Raw genomic sequence first — 18058 nt, forward strand, 5'->3', positions numbered from 1 at the left:
TCATGGAGGGGTTTATATTGAAGAAAAGGGCTTTTCTAACGCTAAGTCTTCTGCTTGTCGCAATGCTGGTATTTTCCGCTTGCAGCAAGGATGGAGGCAACAAAGAGAACGTAGAAAAACCGAACAATTCCGGAACGGAGCAGTCGGCTGCTCCGGAGGAAGAAACGATCAAGATTAAAGCTTATATGTCGAGCTTCGGATCCGATCCAAAAAATACCGAGCTCTATAAACTTTGGAAGGAGAAGATGGAAGCGCATATCGGTAAGAAGCTGGATATCGAATGGATCTATGTAAACAGCGACGATTATTCGGAGAAGATCAAGCTGACGCTGGCAAGCGGCGATACGCCGGATATTATGTCCGGGGTGAAGGATGCCGAGGTTATGTTCCAATTCGGTAACCAAGGCTCTCTGCTGGACATCGCGCCGTATTTGGACGAATACGCTCCAAATTATAAGAAGTTTTTGGAATCAACCAAGTTTTCGGATAAAAGCATGTACACGCCGGAAGGCAAAATGTTCTTCTTCGGCGATGGCTTCAATAATGATACCGGGTTAGCGGGCTCTGCTTATCCTGCTCTGTACCGCTTTGATGTTTTTGAGAAGAACAATATCAAAATTCCGGAAAACTGGGACGAGTTTTACGATGCAGCCAAAAAGCTGAAAGAAATATATCCAGACTCTTATCCGGTCACCGCACAGGAATGGCCTAAGTTCTGGGATGCGACATCCCTCTCGAACCATACGAACAGCGATATTTATTGGAATGGCGAGAAATACGTATACGGGCCGACAGAGGATTCCTATAAAGAAGGATTGATGTTTATCCGCAAATTGTTCGACGAGAAGCTTCTTGATCCCGAATTCCTGAGCCAGTCGCAGGACCAGCTTCAAGCGAAAGTAACGACGGGCAAATCGTTTATGATTCCGCTTGCTTGGGCCGGCTGGTGGGAGAAATATTCCGTTCCGGATCAAGGCATCGAATGGGGCGCAGCGGTTAACCCGAAAAACGCAAAATATGGCGACCAATGGGTTCTCGGACCGGCGCTTCTGGGCCAAACGATTTATCCGAACTACGGCGTCATGATTTCCAAGAAAACGAAATATCCTGAGCTGATCGTGAAGATGCTCGACTATCAATATTCACCGGAAATGATCGATTTGATGCATTGGGGCGTAGAAGGCAAAACCTATCAAGTTGTAGACGGTAAAAAAGAATTTATTAATAAAAACGGTGACTGGCAAGAGACAAAAGATTTTGCTGGAGACGGCGTAACGCGTCAAGGCTTTGTATACGCACCGCAAAACTACTCGACGGACTACATTAAATACAAAAATGTGAAGTTCTTTGCGAATGGCAATATCGAGGAAATGCGTCCACAAGAGGGAATGGGCAAATTTGCGAACCCGGATACTGCCATTGCGCCATACGAACAATCGCCTGTCATTCGTCTGAGCAAAGAAGAAGAGGCTAACAAAGCTCAAATTATGACTGCGGTGAAAACGTATCTAGATGAAAATATCTTTAAATTCCTGCTCGGAGAAAGAGATTTCAGCGAGTGGGATGCCTTCAAGAAAGAGCTGTCGGATATCGGCGATTATCAATCGATCGTAGATATGATGAACGCTCAGGTATCGAAATAAATATGGAGCCTGACAGCGTGCCTAGAATGGACGCTGTCAGGCTTCTCTATTAATCGAACGAATCCATAACGAACAAGGGAGAGAATACGATGTCTCACACGAAAGCGGCCGATGCGACATGGCGCGGCATTCCGGGCCATTATTACGATTGGACTAAGACGCTCCAGCCGGAGTCTCATTATATCCACGACTATAGCAAGACGCTGACGATGAAGCTGGCTATGGCGGTCCCGGATTTGAGGGGAGGCTCCCGCGTCTTCTGCACATTCGAGCAGGCGCTTCGATATGTGGAGGAAACGGATCGCCTTACGCGAGGCATACCGAAAATCATCTATCTGGTCGGCTGGCAATACAACGGTCACGACGACAAATATCCGGCATGGGATGAAGTGAACGTCCATCTGAAGAGACCGCAGGACGCGACCGCCAGAGACAGTTATCTGTGGCTCGTCGATGAAGCGAGGAAACATAATACAACGATCAGCGTCCATGCCAATATGACAGACGCTTACGATGACAGTCCTTATTGGGATTTGTATTTGGAGCATGACGCGATTGCCCGCAATGAAGACGGCACATGGAAGCAAATCGGCGTTTATAACGACAGGGCGGCGTATCACATTTGTCCCAAAATGGAATGGGAAAGCGGACTTGCTGTTCATCGCATCGAGAAGCTGATCTCGCTTCTGGAGCTGGATAAGGTCGGAACGGTCCATCTCGACGCCTATTTCCCGAGATTCAACGCCTATTACGATATTTCGGAAACGGAAGAATCTTCTTATATGCGCAGGACGATCCGGTATTTCCGGCAGTGCGGCATCGATGTCACAAGCGAAAATTTGACCCATCTTAGGGATGACCCTTTTATCGGACTGCAAGCATGGAGCTGGGTGTTCGACGTGGCGGATGAGAAACGAATGATCGGAATGCCGGCTCCGCTAGTAAGCGGAGGGGTCATTCGGGATTATACCGTGCCAGGCATTCCGTTCCGTCACGATTTGGCTTTTCTATTCGGGGCGAGCATGCACGGAGAAGATGTTTATTTGGATAGCGAGCTTCAGAAGCCGCGCGATCAATGGCATGATCTTTTTTTAGAGAAATTTTGCCTGAACGCGCTGCACGGGCAATATTTGAACCGTCTCGACCGCATCCGGATCGAAGGAGAAGGAGATGGCAGGGTGATGCATTTCTCCGGCGGCCACGAAGTCCGGTTAAGTGACCGTTCCGTCCGCAAGGGCGGCAGGCTGCTGCGCGAAGGTGACGATTTGCTGCTGCCAGCTCAGTGGCGCGACGGACGGGAGCTGATCGCTTATAGCAAGCTGGGTTATACGGCCAAGACATGGTCGCTGCCGGCGGAATGGAGCGGCGTGGAAGCAGTTGACTTGCGCCGGATTATGGCGGATGGCTTGAAAGAAATGTGGCTTCGACTGCCCGTGGAAGGCGGTGTGCTCGAGCTGTCGCTGGAACCGGGAGCGGCCGTGTCGATTATTCCTTCCGTGAAATAAATAGGGACGAGGACAGCGAGTTGGAAGGAATGTGCGAAATGAGAGGAGAAAGAGGTAAATGAAGCAATCATTCATCAGGGCGACAGAGTTTGGAGCCGTGCCGGATACTGGGGAAGACAGCACAGAAGCGGTGCGGAAGGCGATAGCCTACTGCCGGGAGAACGGTATCGGCAAGCTTGTATTCGAGCGCGGAAGATACGACTTCAAGCATCCGACTTTCCTGGATCAGTACGACAAGGTGATGAAACAAGGCGTGCACATGGATTTAGGGCAGTCTTCCGATCAGAAGGTTATTGCGTTCGAACTGGAGGATATGGATCATTTTGAATGGGACGGGGGGTTAGCGAGCTTCGTGTTTCACGGGTTGGCTCAGCCATTCGCGTTCGTGCGGTGCCGGGGGCTATTGCTGCACCGGTTTACGGTGGATTGGGAACGGCCGCTCTTCTCGGTTGGAACAGTACGGTCGACAGATGGCAGCAGCGCGGAGATCGAGCTTTTGGAAGGAAATGAAGTGGATGGGGCTGTTCCTGTCGCAGCCTTGATTAACTACGATCCCGCCTCTAAATACCCGTTAATTGGAAGCGTAGAATCTTTCAGCCAGATCGAACGGACGGAACAGTCCGCCCCGAATCGATTGAAGCTCTTTTATTCGAAGCCTCAGTCCATGGAGCCGGGCATGCATCTCTTGCTGAGGCATGTGCTGAATTACCGGATGGGCATCTTGCTGTACGAGTGCGAGCAGGTTCGGGTCCGCGACGTGACGCTGCATTATACGCCTGGTATGGGCATTATCGGGCATCGCTGCGAAGGGTTGGAGTTCGTTAGACTTTCGGTTAAGCCTAGCAAAGGAAGGATTCTGTCCACGAATACGGATGCCACCCATTTCATCAGCTGCAAGGGACATATCGCATTCGACGAATGTTATTTCGAGGGTATGGGAGACGATGCGGTCAATGTCCATGGCTTTTATTACAAGCCGGTTCGGAAGATCGACGAGTATACGGTGGAAGCTGAAGCGAACGTGGAAATCCATGCGCAATCGGAGAAAACCGACTATCCGGATATCGGGGACCGAATTGAATGGGTGAGTAGGGGGACGATGGAGCCGTTCGCCGAGGGTGAGGTGGTTGATGTACGTATGAAAGAAGGGGGCATCCTGCAGATCAGGTTCCGGAACCCCGTTCCGGATTTCTTGATGGCATCCGGCCTCATGGCGAACGCAACGAGATCGGCCTCTCTATCGATTGCTAATTGTACGGTTCGCAACAATCGGGCACGCGCATTCCTTGTCCAGACGCGCAATGTTCGAATTGAAAACTGTACGCTCGATCATTGCACGGGTACGGCCATTCATGTCACTTGCTCCATTCATTGGTACGAGAGTTTAACCGTTAGCGATGTTACGATCCGCAACAACGTATTCCGCGGCTGCGGCTTCGGAGCGGGTACGATTGGCGGGGCGGGTGTCATGGTGATCAGCGCGGAATGCGACACGCCGACCGCTTACGTGCAGCGGAACATTCGATTTGAAGATAATGTCGTATACGGCCGGCAAGGGCTAGGTATCTCAATTCAATCAGCGGAAGGCGTCACCATCGAAAAAAACAGGTTTATGGATTGCCATCCGATCGCTGTCATTGATCGTGCGAATGAGGTGGCATTCGAAAACAATGAATACGGCTCCGGCGGCGGAGTGATCGTCGTAGGGAGAGAAATCGCTGAAGGGGCCATAACACTGGGGGATGAACATTGTCGCATCGTATTGAAATAAAGGAAGACGGGCTGCCGGAAATATTCAGGGTAACGGATTATGGGGCGGTGCCTGACAGTGGCAAAGACGCGACGATGGCGGTTAAACGTACGATTGCCGCTGCATCCGCGGCAAAGGGCGCGGCGATTATCGAATTTCCGAAGGGCCGGTATGATCTCTACCCCGACGAAGCAGAGAAGGCGCTTTACTACGTATCCAATACAGCGAGCGAGGCAGAACATCCCGATCCGGTCAAAACAATCGGGTTGCTTATTAAAGGCGCAAGCCGACTGCGGGTAGAAGGGAACGGATCGCTTCTACTGTTCCACGGCAAAATGACCCCGTTTGTGCTTGATGGCTGCAACGACGCTGAAATTACGAATCTGGAAGTTGATTTCGCCCGGCCGACTATGTCCGAGATGCGGGTCGATGCCGCAGGCGACAGCAGCTGGGACGTCACGGTTCATCCGGAATCCCGCTATGCCCTGCAAGAGGGCCGATTGTTCTGGATCGGAGAGGACTGGAGTTATCGGTCAGGCCCGGCACAAGCATTCGATCCGGCTGTCAACCGAACGTGGAGGGTACCGAACCCCGTCACGCTCGCCGATGATGTGGAGGAGCTGGAGCCAGGCAAGCTGCGTCTGCGATTTGCAGAAGCTCCGGCAACGAAGGTTGGCTGCGTGTACCAAATGCGCGACGGAATCCGGGATCAGGTCGGCACGCTGCTGATCGGCTGTCGGAACGTCACGCTTCGCAACGTATGGTACAAGTACATGCACGGACTTGGCATCGTGGGACAATTCAGTGAGAACGTGAGGCTGGAGAAGCTGCGTCTAGCACCGGATCCGGAGAGCGGAAGGACGGCTGCCGCGTTCGCCGACTTCGTCCACCTATCCGGCTTGAAGGGTGTCGTCTCCATCTCGGACTGCCTATTCGAGGGCGCCCATGACGATGCGATCAACGTTCATGGAACACATCTCAGAATCGTGGGCGTGGAAGGCGGCAATCGGCTGCGGCTGCGGTTCATGCATCATCAAAGCTACGGGTTCAACGCGTTTCGCGAGGGGGATGAGGTCGATTTCGTCAGCGTCGCCCGCCTGACGGCTTACGCGACCCGCCGGGTCACGTCCGCCCAGCGACTTGGCCTGAGGGAGATGGAGATCGAGCTAGACGCTCCCGTGCCGGATGGAATCGAAGAAGGAGATGTCATCGAGAACGTCACTTGGACGCCGGAGGTGTACGTTCGAGGCAATGTCTTCAGGCGGATACCGACCCGAGGCGTACTCGTTACGACGCGCCGGAAGGTCGAAATCGAGCGCAACCGGTTCGAAGGATTGGGGATGAGCGCAATCCTGATCGCCGACGATGCCGGGAGCTGGTTCGAATCCGGCATGGTTCGAGACGTCCGGATATGGAACAACGACTTCGTCGGCTGCGGCGGGGGCAGCGAACCCGTTATTTACATTCATCCGGAAAATACGGATGTCGCATGGGAACATCCCGTTCACTTCAACATCGCCGTATTGGAGAACCGGTTCGAATGGGCGGGAACATCAGTCGTGGAAGCCAAGAGTACATGCAATCTTGTCATCATGCAGAACAAGATAGATTGCCGGACGGCTGCAACAGCACTTGCGGGCCGGCCGCTTGAGCTCATTCGGCTGCACGCGTGCAGCGGCGTCGCCATTGCCGGCAATTGGATCGTCGGACATAGTCCCGCGTCGGTTGCGGCCGCCTCGATGGAGACAGAGCAGCTTATGATGGAGGAAGGGTTCGTCTATGACGCAGGGGGAGGGATTGGCGTATGAGCGAAGCGATGAGCTATCGCGAAGACGGGACTGAATACGTATTTCCGTCAACATTTCCCTCACGGCGCAAGAGTAATACGTCTCCAAGAGGGAGAATCCGGGTTCGATACTTGGCTTAGGCTTTGGACCGGGGAGAAGATCGAGCAGAACGGACCCAATCATCATGTATAGAAAAGAACAATCGCCGGCGATCAGAACGATTGCCGGCGATTATTCGTAAGTATTAAGCTGTCACCTGGAATTTGATCGTTTCGATGGGGCCTTTGTTGCCTTCCGTGTCAATCGCGTATACATCGATGTTGTACGTCCGGATCGGCGCCTCCCAAGGGATAGGATAAGACCAAAGGAAAGTGCCGTCTTCTTGCTTCTTCATCACATCGAAAATGCCGTAATCCGAGATGCGGACAAACGATTTGTCGATCGTTCGACCCTCTTGCACCTTGTCAAACTGTACTTTTAGCGATGCCCGCTCCCCGCGTTTCCCGGTATTCGACCCCAAATCGGCTTTTACTACGTAAGACATTTGCATATTGCACATCCTCTCGTTTTATTAGACTGACTAGTCAGTTCAATTGTATTCGTTCTGGGTTTTGTTGTCAATATACAAATTCAAATGTCAATTCCGAAGATAGATCAACATTACCGGAAGGAAGGAGAGGTTCCGGCATTTGATCTCCGTTATGATGGGTCTATCGGCAGCAAACCACAATAACGGAGGGGAACGAACATGACGAATGCGGTAATTTCGCAAGAAGAGGTCGGGTTTTATAAGCAAAACGGCTACATGCTCCATAAGAAACAACTGTTCGGCAAGGAGAAATTGAACGAGCTGAGCGCCATCTTCGAAGAGCAGTGGGAGCTGGTCGGCAGGAAGCTGAACAGCGAGCTGGATACGCCGCATTTCCGCGACGCGCGCCTGCTCAAATTTTTGCTTAGCGACGAAGTGCTTGATTTGGTGGAACCGATTATCGGGCCGAACATCGGATTATGGTCCAGCCATTTCATTTGCAAGGAGCCACTGGTCGGAAAACAAACGCCGTGGCATGAAGATTCCGCATATTGGAACGGCCGGCTCAACCGGTTCGACAAGATCGTGACGGTCTGGCTCGCGATCGACCGCAGCTGGGAGGAGAACGGCTGCATGCGCGTCATTCCGGGGACACATGCGGGCGGATTTTCCGAATACGAGGAAGTGGATGGCAATCAGAATATTTTCGGAACGGAAATCAAACAGATCGATGGTTCTAAAGCGGTTTACTTCGAGCTTGAGCCGGGCGAGTGCTCCCTGCATGATTCCCGCATTATCCATGGCGCTGCGCCGAACAATAGCCCGTATCGCCGCTGCGGATATACGATGAGGTATTTCTCGACGGAAGCCAAGGTCATCGAGGAGAAAAATCGAGGACACAAGGTATGGCTGGCAAGGGGAAAGGATCTAGCCGGAAGCAACTTTGTAAACGTATAATAGGAGCAAAGAGGCTAAAAGGGGGAAGAGAAGATGATGAACGGATCGCCCGAGCGTCTGCTCGGCAGCAATTATCTGACCTTGTCTTCCCAGTATCGGCTATTTAAGCATGTCATCAGTGACAAGATCGACACCCATTGGCATGATTTTTTTGAAATGGGCTGCATCGTCTCCGGAATGGGCTGGCATATCGTAAACGGGCAGCCCTTCCGTCTTCAGCCGGGCATGGTATTCTTGCTGACGCCGGCGGATTTCCATGAGCTGTACCCGGATGAAGGACAGACGATCGAGCTGTTCGATTTTATTTTCGACGATTCCTTTATAAGGCCGGCCATTCACGAATCCCTCTTCGGTCATTCAGGTCTATTCCTTCATACGTTCGAAGGAGAGGGAGCCCGCCGATTGGAAGCAGAATTTAGCACGATCTGGGACGAAACGCAGCATTGGCAATTCGGGAGCGACATTGTCGTACAAGGCAGCTTCGAGCGAATTCTCGTTCATCTGGCCAGGCAGCTCGGGGCGAACCGTTCGGATGACAAGGCAGGGCTCAAAGAAACGATCCAGCCTTCCATACGGAAGGCGCTATTGTATATCCAGCATCACTTCCGCGAGCCGGTTACGCTTGCCGTCGCCGCGGATTACGCGGGACTTTCGGCCAATTATTTCAGCGAATGTTTCCGCAAGCAAGTCGGTCTCTCTTATCAAGAATATTTGAACGACAGGCGATTGCAATTTGCCTCCGCGCTTCTTCGTAGCAGCGAACTGCCCGTAACGGAGGTTTGTTTTGCCGCCGGCTTTAATACGATCCCGCACTTCGACCGGGTATTCAAACGGAAGTTCGGCTCCTCGCCGAGAGAATACCGGAAGCAGAGAGGATAGGCTGTATTGACAGTGATTTTGTTATTTTTTTGAGTAAAAAGCCGATTAGAGCTATCCTGCTGCAGGATAGCTCTTTTCGGCATGCTCTGCGTATGACGACGGTTGTTTGTCCGTTTCCAACGCGCAAGAACGTTCATATTCTATTGTAATTTGCAGTTGGAAAGGCGGGAATGTGACATGTCAGCCCATAGAAAAGAAGAAGCCGGAAACAGCCTAGCGTTCAGAACGCCGGTCGGCGGACAATCCTTGCAGGCAGGCGAAAGCATGAATCTGACGGAGGATTTCCCAAACGGCGTTAACGTCCGTCCGTATCAAGCCATCCGAATCGCGGGGGGGAGCCGAACCTCTTCGGAAGGCAATGTTACGTTGAGCATTATTATGACCATCAAGCGGGAGAGGTTTGTGACATTGGACACGATCGAAGTTTCCCCGGGTCAAGCTTTTAACAACGTGTACCAAGTTCCGGGACTGGGAATCGAAATTTTGGCGAAAGCCGACATGCACCCTGGTCCCGCTACGATTGATGTTGCGGTATTCGGCTATAACCCTGAACGGAAATGATGCAAATAACAAAAAATCGCATGCTTGCTTCGCTTAATCCTTTTGATACAACTTGGAGGTTAACGTGCGCGCCAGCTTATCCACGTTCAGCTTACCCATGCCGACGAGCGGGATTTGACTCCGAATGTCGGTTCCGTAATTGGACAAAATGACGAGGCCTTTTCCTTTATCCCGGTTGAAGGTCGCGAAGCTGCTGGATCCGTACGTGCCTCCGTTGTGCCAATGGGTCGTCGAGCCATCCTTCTCCTTATAAAACATCCAACTGTAGCCGACGCCGATGCCCCTGCTTTGGAAAATGGAGTAATGTTCTTGATGGCATACGGCCAATGCATCGCCCAGCGGTTGGTCAGCACGGCTCAAATTCGCCTCTATGTATGTAAGCATATCCGGGAGGGTCGAGCAAACTGCTCCGGCGCCTGCCGTGGCATCCTGAAAGTCCCAATGCGGTACAGGGTTGCCTTTGGCATTGAACACCGGAATCATATCCGGGGAGTGCGTGTTATTCGAGCGCAGCATCGTATTCGTCATGCCGAGTGGATTAAAAATCATCGTTTGGAATGCATCGTGCAAGCTCATTCCTAGCCGTTTGGAAAGAATCCATCCAAGCAACCCGAAACCATAATTAGAGTAGGCGTGACCGCGATTTGTCTTCGGAACCTCCGACAATACCGCTTCCGCTAGATGCTCCTCCGTATAATTTGCGTAAGGATTTTTTTTATCCGCGATCGTTGCTTTGAAGTTTAGGGGGACTCTAGGCAAATTGGCCGTATGGGTAACAAGCTGCTGAAGCGTCGTTTGTTTGGCATAAGGGCTGGAGGACCATTCGGGAATCAGATCGGACAAGCTGTCGGAGCGGCTCCAAAACCCTTTTTGTTCTCCGACGGCGAGCAGAAGGCCGGTCATCGTTTTCGTGATGGATCCGATTTCGTAGAATGGGCTTGAAGATGTATTCGCATGAATGTTGCTATCAGCCCATTCCAATCTTTCGCCGTTCGAGATAAGGCCGATGGCGAGCCGGTGAGTCGGGGGAGCGGCAAAACGTTGAATCTGTTTATGTGCGATAACCTCCGTGAGCAATCGATTCACGATTACACTTCACTTCCTTTGCATGAATGATAAACAAGCGGCGATGAATCAAATTTAGTCTGTTGTATTATGGCGATCCTGTCAATTGGTTGCGGCGGGGCAATTGGCGTGAATTGGGAATTTTTTATTTACATACATACTGTATGTATGTTAATATACACATAGATCATATCTAAGAGAGGGGTATTAAAATGAAAGTGTCTAGCTTTTATCCGGTTATTTTGACCGAGCAAGTTGCCGTTACTTCCGCCTTTTACGTGAACCACTTCGGGTTCGAGAAGGTGTTTGAAGCGGATTGGTACATCAGCTTAAGAATGTCGGGAAGCGACATCCCTTTCGAATTGGCCATTCTCGACTCTACGCATGCGACAATCCCGGAGGCGTATCGGACGGGAGTTAAGGGTTTGATTCTGAATATGGAAGTGGAAGACGTGGATGCTGAATACGAACGGCTTATTACAAGGGCAAAGCTTCCCCTGCAATTGGATATTCGGGACGAAGCGTTCGGCCAGCGGCATTTTATCGTTTCCGATCCGAACGGGGTATTGATCGATGTCATTACCGTAATCCCGCCGACCGAAGACTATAGCGCCCAATACATCGCAGAACAATGAAACGGAGAACACGATGAGAAGAAATAAAGCGGAAACCAACGAGACGATAACGAATCTGATCCTAATCGCCAGGTCGCATTTTACGGAGCGCGGTTATGCGAACACATCGCTGGAGGCGATCGTGCAGGAAGCGGGGTTAACGCGGGGAGCGGTTTATCATCATTTTCGGAGCAAAAAGGACTTGTTCCGCATCGTGTTAGAAGCGGTTCAGCGGGAGGTTGCGGAACGGGTGGAGCGGGAAGCTTCCGCAAGCGAAGATGTCTGGCAGCAGCTTTTCTTGGGTTGCCGGGCATTCGTCATGGCAGCGGTAGAAGAACGCAACAAACGGATTATGTTGATCGACGGTCCGGCTATTTTAGGCTGGGAGATCTGGCGCGCAATGGACGAAGAACATTCGATGAGCATGTTGCGTGAACAGCTCGAAACCATGCAACGGCTGGGATCCTTCGGAGCCATTTCGCTCCACGCCCTTACGCATTTTATCTCGGGCGCGCTCAACGAAACAACGTTATGGCTCGCGAATGAATCGATCCGGCCGGAGGCGACGGAGGAAGCCATGAAAGTCGTCGCTTTCGCGCTGGAAGGCATGAAACGACTAGCGTAACGCGCGAACGATACCGAAGGCGGAGAGAAGTCTCATCTTCGTTTAAACTCCGTTTAAATAAGACGGTTAAGATCCCAATATAACAAGTTCAGTTATTTGGGAGGAATCGCAATGGTTCATGGATTCAAAAAAGGAACGGAGCCAACGGGCGGCGATTGGGCCGTTGAAGCATACGGGCTCGTGAAGACGTTCGGAGACAACCGCGCGGTGGACGGCGTCGATTTGAAGGTGAAGGCGGGATCGATCTACGGCGTGCTCGGTCCGAACGGAGCGGGCAAGACGACGACGATCCGCATGCTGGCGACACTGCTTCGGGCTGACGCCGGAACGGCGCGCATCTTCGGCTACGACGTAGTGAAGGAGCCGCAGATCGTGCGCCAGCTGATCGGCGTAACGGGTCAATACGCATCGGTAGACGAATCGCTTAGCGCTACGGAAAATCTCGTCATCTTCTCTCGCCTGTTAGGGCTTGGACGAGCGGAAGCGAAGCGCAAAGCCGCGGATTTGCTGGAGGAATTCGGCTTGACGGAGGCAGCCAAGCGCCCGCTGAAAAACTTCTCCGGCGGCATGCGGCGCCGCCTCGACTTGGCGGCGAGTCTGATCGCGCAGCCGCCGCTCATCTTCCTCGACGAACCGACGACAGGGCTTGATCCGCGCACTCGTTCGCAGATGTGGGATACGATCCGGCGATTGGTGAAGACGGGATCGACAGTGCTGCTCACCACGCAATACCTGGACGAAGCCGATCAACTGGCGGATCGAGTTGCGGTAATCGATCGCGGCCATGTCGTTGCCGAAGGGACGGTCGATGAGCTTAAGGCATCGGTCGGCACCTCGTCGCTACACTTAAACATCGAGAATCCGAAGGATATCGAAGTCGCGAGGCGAACCGTAGAGCAAGTGCTGAAGGTGCCGACCAGCGTATCGCCGGAAGCGCGCAAAATAACGGCTCCGATGGCGAACGCGGACCGGGTGACCGATTTGTTGATCGCGCTTCGCGCCGCAGGCATTCCATTATCGGAATTGAGCGTGCAGAAACCAACCCTGGACGAAGTATTCCTCACCATTACCGGCCAAGGCGTGGCGGAGCAACAATCTGAGGCCCATGATGAATCGATGAAGCCGGAGGTGGCAAGAGTATGAGTAATACGACTATCAAATCCGTTTCCGGACGACAGCTGAAAAACTATACGAGCCTGGGGCAGACGATACGCAACTCGCTCACGATGGCCTATCGAGGCCTTTTGAAGATCAAACGCACGCCGGAGCAGTTGTTCGACGTAACGTTCCAGCCGATTATTTTCACCTTGATGTTCACGTACATCTTCGGCGGGGCGATCTCCGGGGACGTGCCAAGTTACCTGCCCGTAATCATTCCCGGCATACTCGTGCAAACCGTCATCACGACCTCGCTCGTCACCGGCGTCCAGCTTCGCGAAGACATGGACAAAGGCGTGTTCGACCGCTTCAAGTCGCTGCCGATCGCGCGAATCGCGCCGCTCGCGGGGGCGCTGCTGGCCGATACCGTCCGGTATACGATCGCTACCGTGCTGACCTTCGCGATGGGCTATATTATGGGATACCGTCCCGAGGGCGGATTGGAATACGTCGCGCTGGCATCGGTTCTCGTTATTTTCTGCTCGTGGTCCATCAGCTGGATCTTCGCCTTCTTCGGCGTAATCGCCCGCTCGGCTTCGAGCGTTCAGGGCATTTCCATGCTCGCGCTGTTCCCGCTGACCTTCCTGTCGAACGCGTTTGTTCCGGTCGAGACGATGCCGAAGTGGCTACAATGGTTCGTGAACGTCAATCCGGTGTCGCATCTCATTTCGGCCGTACGGGAGCTGACCAATTACGGAACCGCCGGTTCCGATCTTGTCATATCGCTCATCGGTGCCGCCGTTATCGTGGCGATTTTCGCTCCGCTTACAGTCAAAGCTTATATGCGAAGAACATAGGGCATCCTAACTTCCGCCCGAATGAAACGAAGACCGGCAACCAAATGCCGGTCTTTTTGGCGTTCCGTAAAGACCATAGACCCAATCTATAGCTCCTGTGAAATATATTAATTACTTATATGGCTCGCCGACGTATTATAGTGGAATTAGAAAAAAGAAAAAGAAACCAGAGCGATGCTGGAAGGAGAAGGAGTATGGAACCAACTACCTTTGTATTGTTCGGAGCGACAGGGGACTTGGCCAAACGCAAGATCTACCCTGCTCTCTATAATTTGTTTATCGACGGCAAGCTGCCTCAAGCTTTTTCGTTAATCGGACTAGGCCGCCGGGAGCTGTCGGACGTGGCGTTCCGCGCAAATGTCGGGCAATCGCTACGCGACTACTCCAGACGCGGGCCGGAGGACGCCGTGGCAGTAGATCAGTTTTTGCAGGCTTTCCAGTATAACGTTCTGGATATCGGCCGCAAGGAAGATTATCTGAAGCTCCTTCAAAAAATCGAACGGCGCGAAGAAGAACTAAAGCTGAAGCCGAACCGCATGTTCTACTTGTCCGTGGGGCCTGAATTTTTCGAGACGATTGCCGCGAACATCGAGGCTAGCGGGCTTGGTTCCGCGAACGGCTGGAAACGCCTCGTCATCGAGAAACCTTTCGGCCACGATTTGCAAACGGCCAGAACCCTAAACAACATGCTGGGCCAAGCGTTCTCGGAGGATGAAATTTTCCGAATCGACCATTATCTTGGCAAACCGATGGTTCAGCGGTTCAAAGCTCTACAGCAATCTAATCCGGTCATCCAAACCCTATGGAATAATCGTTCGATCGCGAACGTGCAGATTACGGCGAACGAAACGGTCGGCGTCGAAGAGAGAGCGGGTTATTACGATCATGTCGGAGCGGTCCGGGACATGTTCCAAAACCACATGCTGCAGCTGCTCATGATGACCGCGATCCGTACTCCGCATAAGAGTGACGCCGAGCAGGTGCGATTCAAGAAGAAACTCGTGATGGAAGCGCTCGAGCCGCTGCAGAAACAGGATGTCGCTGCCTCAATCGTTCGCGGGCAATATGCGGCCGGAAGCATTCAAGGCAAGCCGGTAGCCGGTTACACCTCCGAGCCAGGGATTGCTCCCGGTTCGATGAACGATACGTTCGTGGCCGCGAAGCTTTCGATCGACGATTCCTTCTGGCGGGGCGTGCCGTTCTATATCCGGACGGGCAAACGAATGAAGGAGAAGTCGACGCGCATTGTCATCGAATTCAAGGAGCCGTTAAAACAATCTTCATCCTCGGACGAAGGCGCTGCTGAACCGAATCTGCTCGTGATCGAGATGAGTCCGGGCGAAAGCATATCGCTGCAGCTCAATACGATGGGCGCCCGCAACGAAGGCGCGGTCAAGCCGATCCAAATCGACATCGATCCGGGACACGGCGATTTGCCCGAAGCTTACGAGAATCTGATTCACGACGCGCTCCAAGGCGACGCCACGTTCTTCGCGCATTGGGACGAAGTCGAAGCGTCTTGGGCATGGGTTCAGCCGATCCTGGAAGCCTACGAAGAAAATCTCGTTCCGCTGCTTCCTTACGCGGCGGGTTCATACGGCCCGGCCGAGTCGAGCGCGCTGCTCGCGAAGGACGGATTCCAATGGTGGTTCGACACGGCCGAAGCCGAAGCAGTAGAGCAAGAGAAGCTATTAACCGCAGCAGGTCAAGAATAACATAGGGGGCATTTCAAAAATGGGAAAACAACAAATCGGCGTAGTTGGCCTTGCCGTCATGGGCAAAAACCTGGCATTGAACATCGAAAGCAAAGGATTTTCGGTAGCGGTCTATAACCGCTCGCCCGAGAAAACGAAGGAGCTGCTTGCCGAAGCGGAAGGCAAAAACTTCGTCGGCGCTTATAGCATCGAAGAATTCGTTCAATCGCTGGAAACGCCGCGCAAAATTTTGATCATGGTCCAAGCGGGACCTGCAACGGACGCGACGATCGACCAGCTCGTTCCTTTCCTTGATCAAGGCGATATTCTGATCGACGGCGGCAACGCCTATTTCCCAGACACGCAAAGAAGGAACAAAGAGCTGCAAGAAAAGGGCTTCCGCTTCATCGGCGCGGGCGTCTCGGGCGGCGAAGAAGGCGCGCTCAACGGTCCGTCCATCATGCCTGGCGGACAGAAGGATGCTTACGAGCTCGTCGAGCCGATTCTGACCGCGATCTCGGCGAAAGTAAACGGCGATCCTTGCTCCACCTACATCGGAGGAGACGGCGCGGGCCACTATGTTAAGATGGTCCACAATGGCATCGAATACGGCGACATGCAGCTGATCGGCGAGGCTTACCACCTGCTGAAGGACACGCTGGGCGTAAGCACGGAAGAATTGCACGAAATTTTTACCGAGTGGAACAACGGAGAACTGGACAGCTATTTGATCGAAATTACGGCCGACATCTTCTCGAAGACCGATCCGGATACGGGCAAGCCGATGGTGGATGTTATTCTTGACTCCGCGGGACAGAAGGGAACGGGCAAATGGACGAGCCAAAGCGCGCTCGACCTCGGTGTACCGTTGTCGATCATTACGGAATCCGTGTTCGCGCGGTTCATCTCCGCGATGAAGGAAGAACGCGTCGCCGCGAGCAAGAAGCTGAGCGGCCCTGCTGTTGCCGGCTACGAAGGCGATCGGAAGGACTTCATCGAAGCCGTCCGCAAGGCGCTCTATGCCAGCAAAATCGCTTCGTACGCGCAAGGTTTCGCTCAGATGCGAGCCGCTTCCGACGCGTACGAATGGGATCTGAACTACGGCAACATCGCCATGATCTTCCGCGGCGGCTGCATTATCCGCGCACGGTTCCTGCAGAACATCAAGGACGCTTACGACCGGAATCCGGAATTGAAAAACCTGTTCCTGGACGAATACTTCGGCGGCGTCGTGGGCGACTACCAAGACGCTTGGCGCAACGTGATCGCCACGGCCGTATCGAGAGGCATTCCGGTTCCCGCTTTCGCTTCGGCGCTCGCGTATTACGACAGCTACCGCACGGAGCGTCTGCCGGCCAACCTGCTTCAAGCGCAGCGCGACTACTTCGGGGCGCATACGTTCGAACGTGTGGACCAACCGGGCAAATTCCACTTCCAGTGGATGAAATAAATAAAAAAGCAAAGGCGCAACCCGCATGGGTTGCGCTTTTTTTCGGAACAAAATGCGCTTCGCTGTTCATCCGTTGCTATGCTAACATTCCGCGCCAGTCATCTCGTTCGTGAACATTCGCTTATATTCTTGCGGGGATACCTTCTCTGCCGAGGCAGGGACGTAGTGGAATTGCAGCGCACGGCGCCGAAGAGCGGAAAGGTTGGAAGGCGTGCCGTGATATAACATGCCGTGGAAGAACAAGATACCCCCCGGCTTCAACGGGACGATGACATCGCGGTTCACCGGCACTTGCGAATCGCACAGCTGCCAGTCCCGCACGGCGTAATGCGGGGTGGCGCCTTCCTGATGGGAACCGGGAATGACGTGCATGCAACCATTGTCGGCCGCCGCCTCGTCAAGCGCGATCCAAACGCCGATAGCCGATTTCGTATACGTTAAGCTGCCGTAAGCCATATCCTGATGCCAAGGCTTCTCGCCCCCGCCATGCGGCGGCTTCAGCAGCGCCATGTCCTGGATCAGCTTGGGCTCCTCTCCGAATATTCGCCGAATCGTGCCGATAATGTCGGGATGATAAGCGATCCGGCGCAGACGTTCCTCGCAATCCACGAATTCGGAGATTTTCCGTATCGCCAGTTCGCGATCTTCCGGCGTGCGCAGCTCCTTCTCCGGCTTGGTGAATTGCAGTCGGGCTCCTTTCCGATCGACAAGCAGCAAATCCATGATCGCCTGCAGCGATTGGCGGACTTCAAGCTCATCCAGCACGCCTTCGACGGCGAGGAACCCCGATTGTTTGTATTGCGCGAAATGCTCTTCCTTCAGCTCTCCGCATCCGTTTAGACTTACATGCACTTGATTGTATCGATACATGACGGCATTGATTTGTTCCGAACTCAAATGGGGTTGCTTCATTGTCCATTCCTCCTTGTTATGACTTCATGCCTCTTGCTATTAAGGTAACAGAGGACATACGATAGAGGAATGGAAGCGTGACTTTTTAATTTGGACTTTATTGCTAATAAAGGCTGGTGACAAGGATGCGCG

Annotated in this window: 16 protein-coding genes; 13 read left to right on the forward strand and 3 right to left on the reverse strand. The window is 53.0% G+C overall.

Features of this window, described 5'->3' with window-relative positions:
* The first annotated feature begins 17 nt into the window (after window positions 1–17).
* From RB620_RS14070 to RB620_RS14085, 4 genes are all read left to right on the forward strand, one after another.
* Window positions 18–1643, forward strand: coding sequence for an extracellular solute-binding protein (locus RB620_RS14070; RefSeq protein ID WP_308095269.1), 1626 nt, complete (start codon window positions 18–20; stop codon window positions 1641–1643).
* Window positions 1644–1732: 89 nt separating this feature from the next.
* On the forward strand, window positions 1733–3148 hold the full coding sequence (locus tag RB620_RS14075; RefSeq protein ID WP_308095270.1) for an endo-alpha-N-acetylgalactosaminidase family protein: 1416 nt from the start codon (window positions 1733–1735) through the stop codon (window positions 3146–3148).
* 58 nt (window positions 3149–3206) lie between these two features.
* The gene (locus tag RB620_RS14080) at window positions 3207–4919 is read left to right on the forward strand and encodes a right-handed parallel beta-helix repeat-containing protein (RefSeq protein WP_308095271.1); all 1713 of its coding nucleotides are present in this window, start codon (window positions 3207–3209) and stop codon (window positions 4917–4919) included.
* Entirely contained in the window at window positions 4898–6706 is a 1809-nt protein-coding gene (locus tag RB620_RS14085; protein ID WP_308095273.1) for a right-handed parallel beta-helix repeat-containing protein, read from the forward strand. The genes RB620_RS14080 and RB620_RS14085 overlap by 22 nt, the downstream gene beginning before the upstream one ends.
* Window positions 6707–6929: 223 nt before the next feature.
* Here the strand turns inward: RB620_RS14085 and RB620_RS14090 are convergent, their stop codons facing one another.
* Window positions 6930–7229, reverse strand: coding sequence for a hypothetical protein (locus RB620_RS14090; protein WP_308095274.1), 300 nt, complete (start codon window positions 7227–7229; stop codon window positions 6930–6932).
* A 204-nt stretch (window positions 7230–7433) separates the two neighbouring features.
* Between RB620_RS14090 and RB620_RS14095 the strand changes: the two genes are divergently transcribed.
* The 3 genes from RB620_RS14095 to RB620_RS14105 all read left to right on the forward strand — a co-directional run bounded on the left by RB620_RS14095 (window position 7434) and on the right by RB620_RS14105 (window position 9611).
* On the forward strand, window positions 7434–8171 hold the full coding sequence (locus RB620_RS14095; protein ID WP_308095275.1) for a phytanoyl-CoA dioxygenase family protein: 738 nt from the start codon (window positions 7434–7436) through the stop codon (window positions 8169–8171).
* 33 nt (window positions 8172–8204) lie between these two features.
* Window positions 8205–9050 carry a helix-turn-helix transcriptional regulator gene (locus RB620_RS14100; protein ID WP_308095277.1) on the forward strand — a complete coding sequence of 282 codons (846 nt, stop codon included), beginning with the start codon at window positions 8205–8207 and terminating at the stop codon, window positions 9048–9050.
* Window positions 9051–9227: 177 nt separating this feature from the next.
* Window positions 9228–9611, forward strand: coding sequence for a hypothetical protein (locus RB620_RS14105; RefSeq protein WP_308095278.1), 384 nt, complete (start codon window positions 9228–9230; stop codon window positions 9609–9611).
* 33 nt (window positions 9612–9644) lie between these two features.
* Here RB620_RS14105 and RB620_RS14110 read toward each other — a convergent pair whose 3' ends face one another.
* Window positions 9645–10697, reverse strand: coding sequence for a serine hydrolase domain-containing protein (locus tag RB620_RS14110; protein ID WP_308095279.1), 1053 nt, complete (start codon window positions 10695–10697; stop codon window positions 9645–9647).
* 191 nt (window positions 10698–10888) lie between these two features.
* Between RB620_RS14110 and RB620_RS14115 the strand changes: the two genes are divergently transcribed.
* From RB620_RS14115 to gndA, 6 genes are all read left to right on the forward strand, one after another.
* Window positions 10889–11311 carry a VOC family protein gene (locus RB620_RS14115; RefSeq protein WP_308095282.1) on the forward strand — a complete coding sequence of 141 codons (423 nt, stop codon included), beginning with the start codon at window positions 10889–10891 and terminating at the stop codon, window positions 11309–11311.
* A gap of 13 nt (window positions 11312–11324) precedes the next feature.
* On the forward strand, window positions 11325–11915 hold the full coding sequence (locus RB620_RS14120; RefSeq protein WP_308095284.1) for a TetR/AcrR family transcriptional regulator: 591 nt from the start codon (window positions 11325–11327) through the stop codon (window positions 11913–11915).
* 111 nt (window positions 11916–12026) lie between these two features.
* Window positions 12027–13058 (forward strand): ATP-binding cassette domain-containing protein, encoded by a 1032-nt coding sequence (locus RB620_RS14125; protein ID WP_308095286.1) that lies wholly within the window; start codon window positions 12027–12029, stop codon window positions 13056–13058.
* Window positions 13055–13870: an ABC transporter permease gene (locus tag RB620_RS14130; RefSeq protein WP_308095288.1), complete on the forward strand. Its 816-nt coding sequence runs from the start codon at window positions 13055–13057 to the stop codon at window positions 13868–13870. Before RB620_RS14125 ends, RB620_RS14130 begins: the two co-directional genes overlap by 4 nt.
* A 194-nt stretch (window positions 13871–14064) precedes the next feature.
* Window positions 14065–15585 (forward strand): glucose-6-phosphate dehydrogenase, encoded by a 1521-nt coding sequence (gene zwf / locus RB620_RS14135; protein ID WP_308095290.1) that lies wholly within the window; start codon window positions 14065–14067, stop codon window positions 15583–15585.
* A 19-nt stretch (window positions 15586–15604) separates the two neighbouring features.
* On the forward strand, window positions 15605–17014 hold the full coding sequence (gndA, locus tag RB620_RS14140) for an NADP-dependent phosphogluconate dehydrogenase (RefSeq protein ID WP_308095292.1): 1410 nt from the start codon (window positions 15605–15607) through the stop codon (window positions 17012–17014).
* Window positions 17015–17095: 81 nt separating this feature from the next.
* Here gndA and RB620_RS14145 read toward each other — a convergent pair whose 3' ends face one another.
* The gene (locus tag RB620_RS14145) at window positions 17096–17926 is read right to left on the reverse strand and encodes a phytanoyl-CoA dioxygenase family protein (protein ID WP_308095293.1); all 831 of its coding nucleotides are present in this window, start codon (window positions 17924–17926) and stop codon (window positions 17096–17098) included.
* Between the last annotated feature and the right edge of the window lie 132 nt (window positions 17927–18058).

Origin of the sequence: Paenibacillus sp. LHD-117 (assembly GCF_030929555.1) — a bacterium.
Taxonomy (GTDB): Bacteria; Bacillota; Bacilli; order Paenibacillales; family Paenibacillaceae; genus Pristimantibacillus.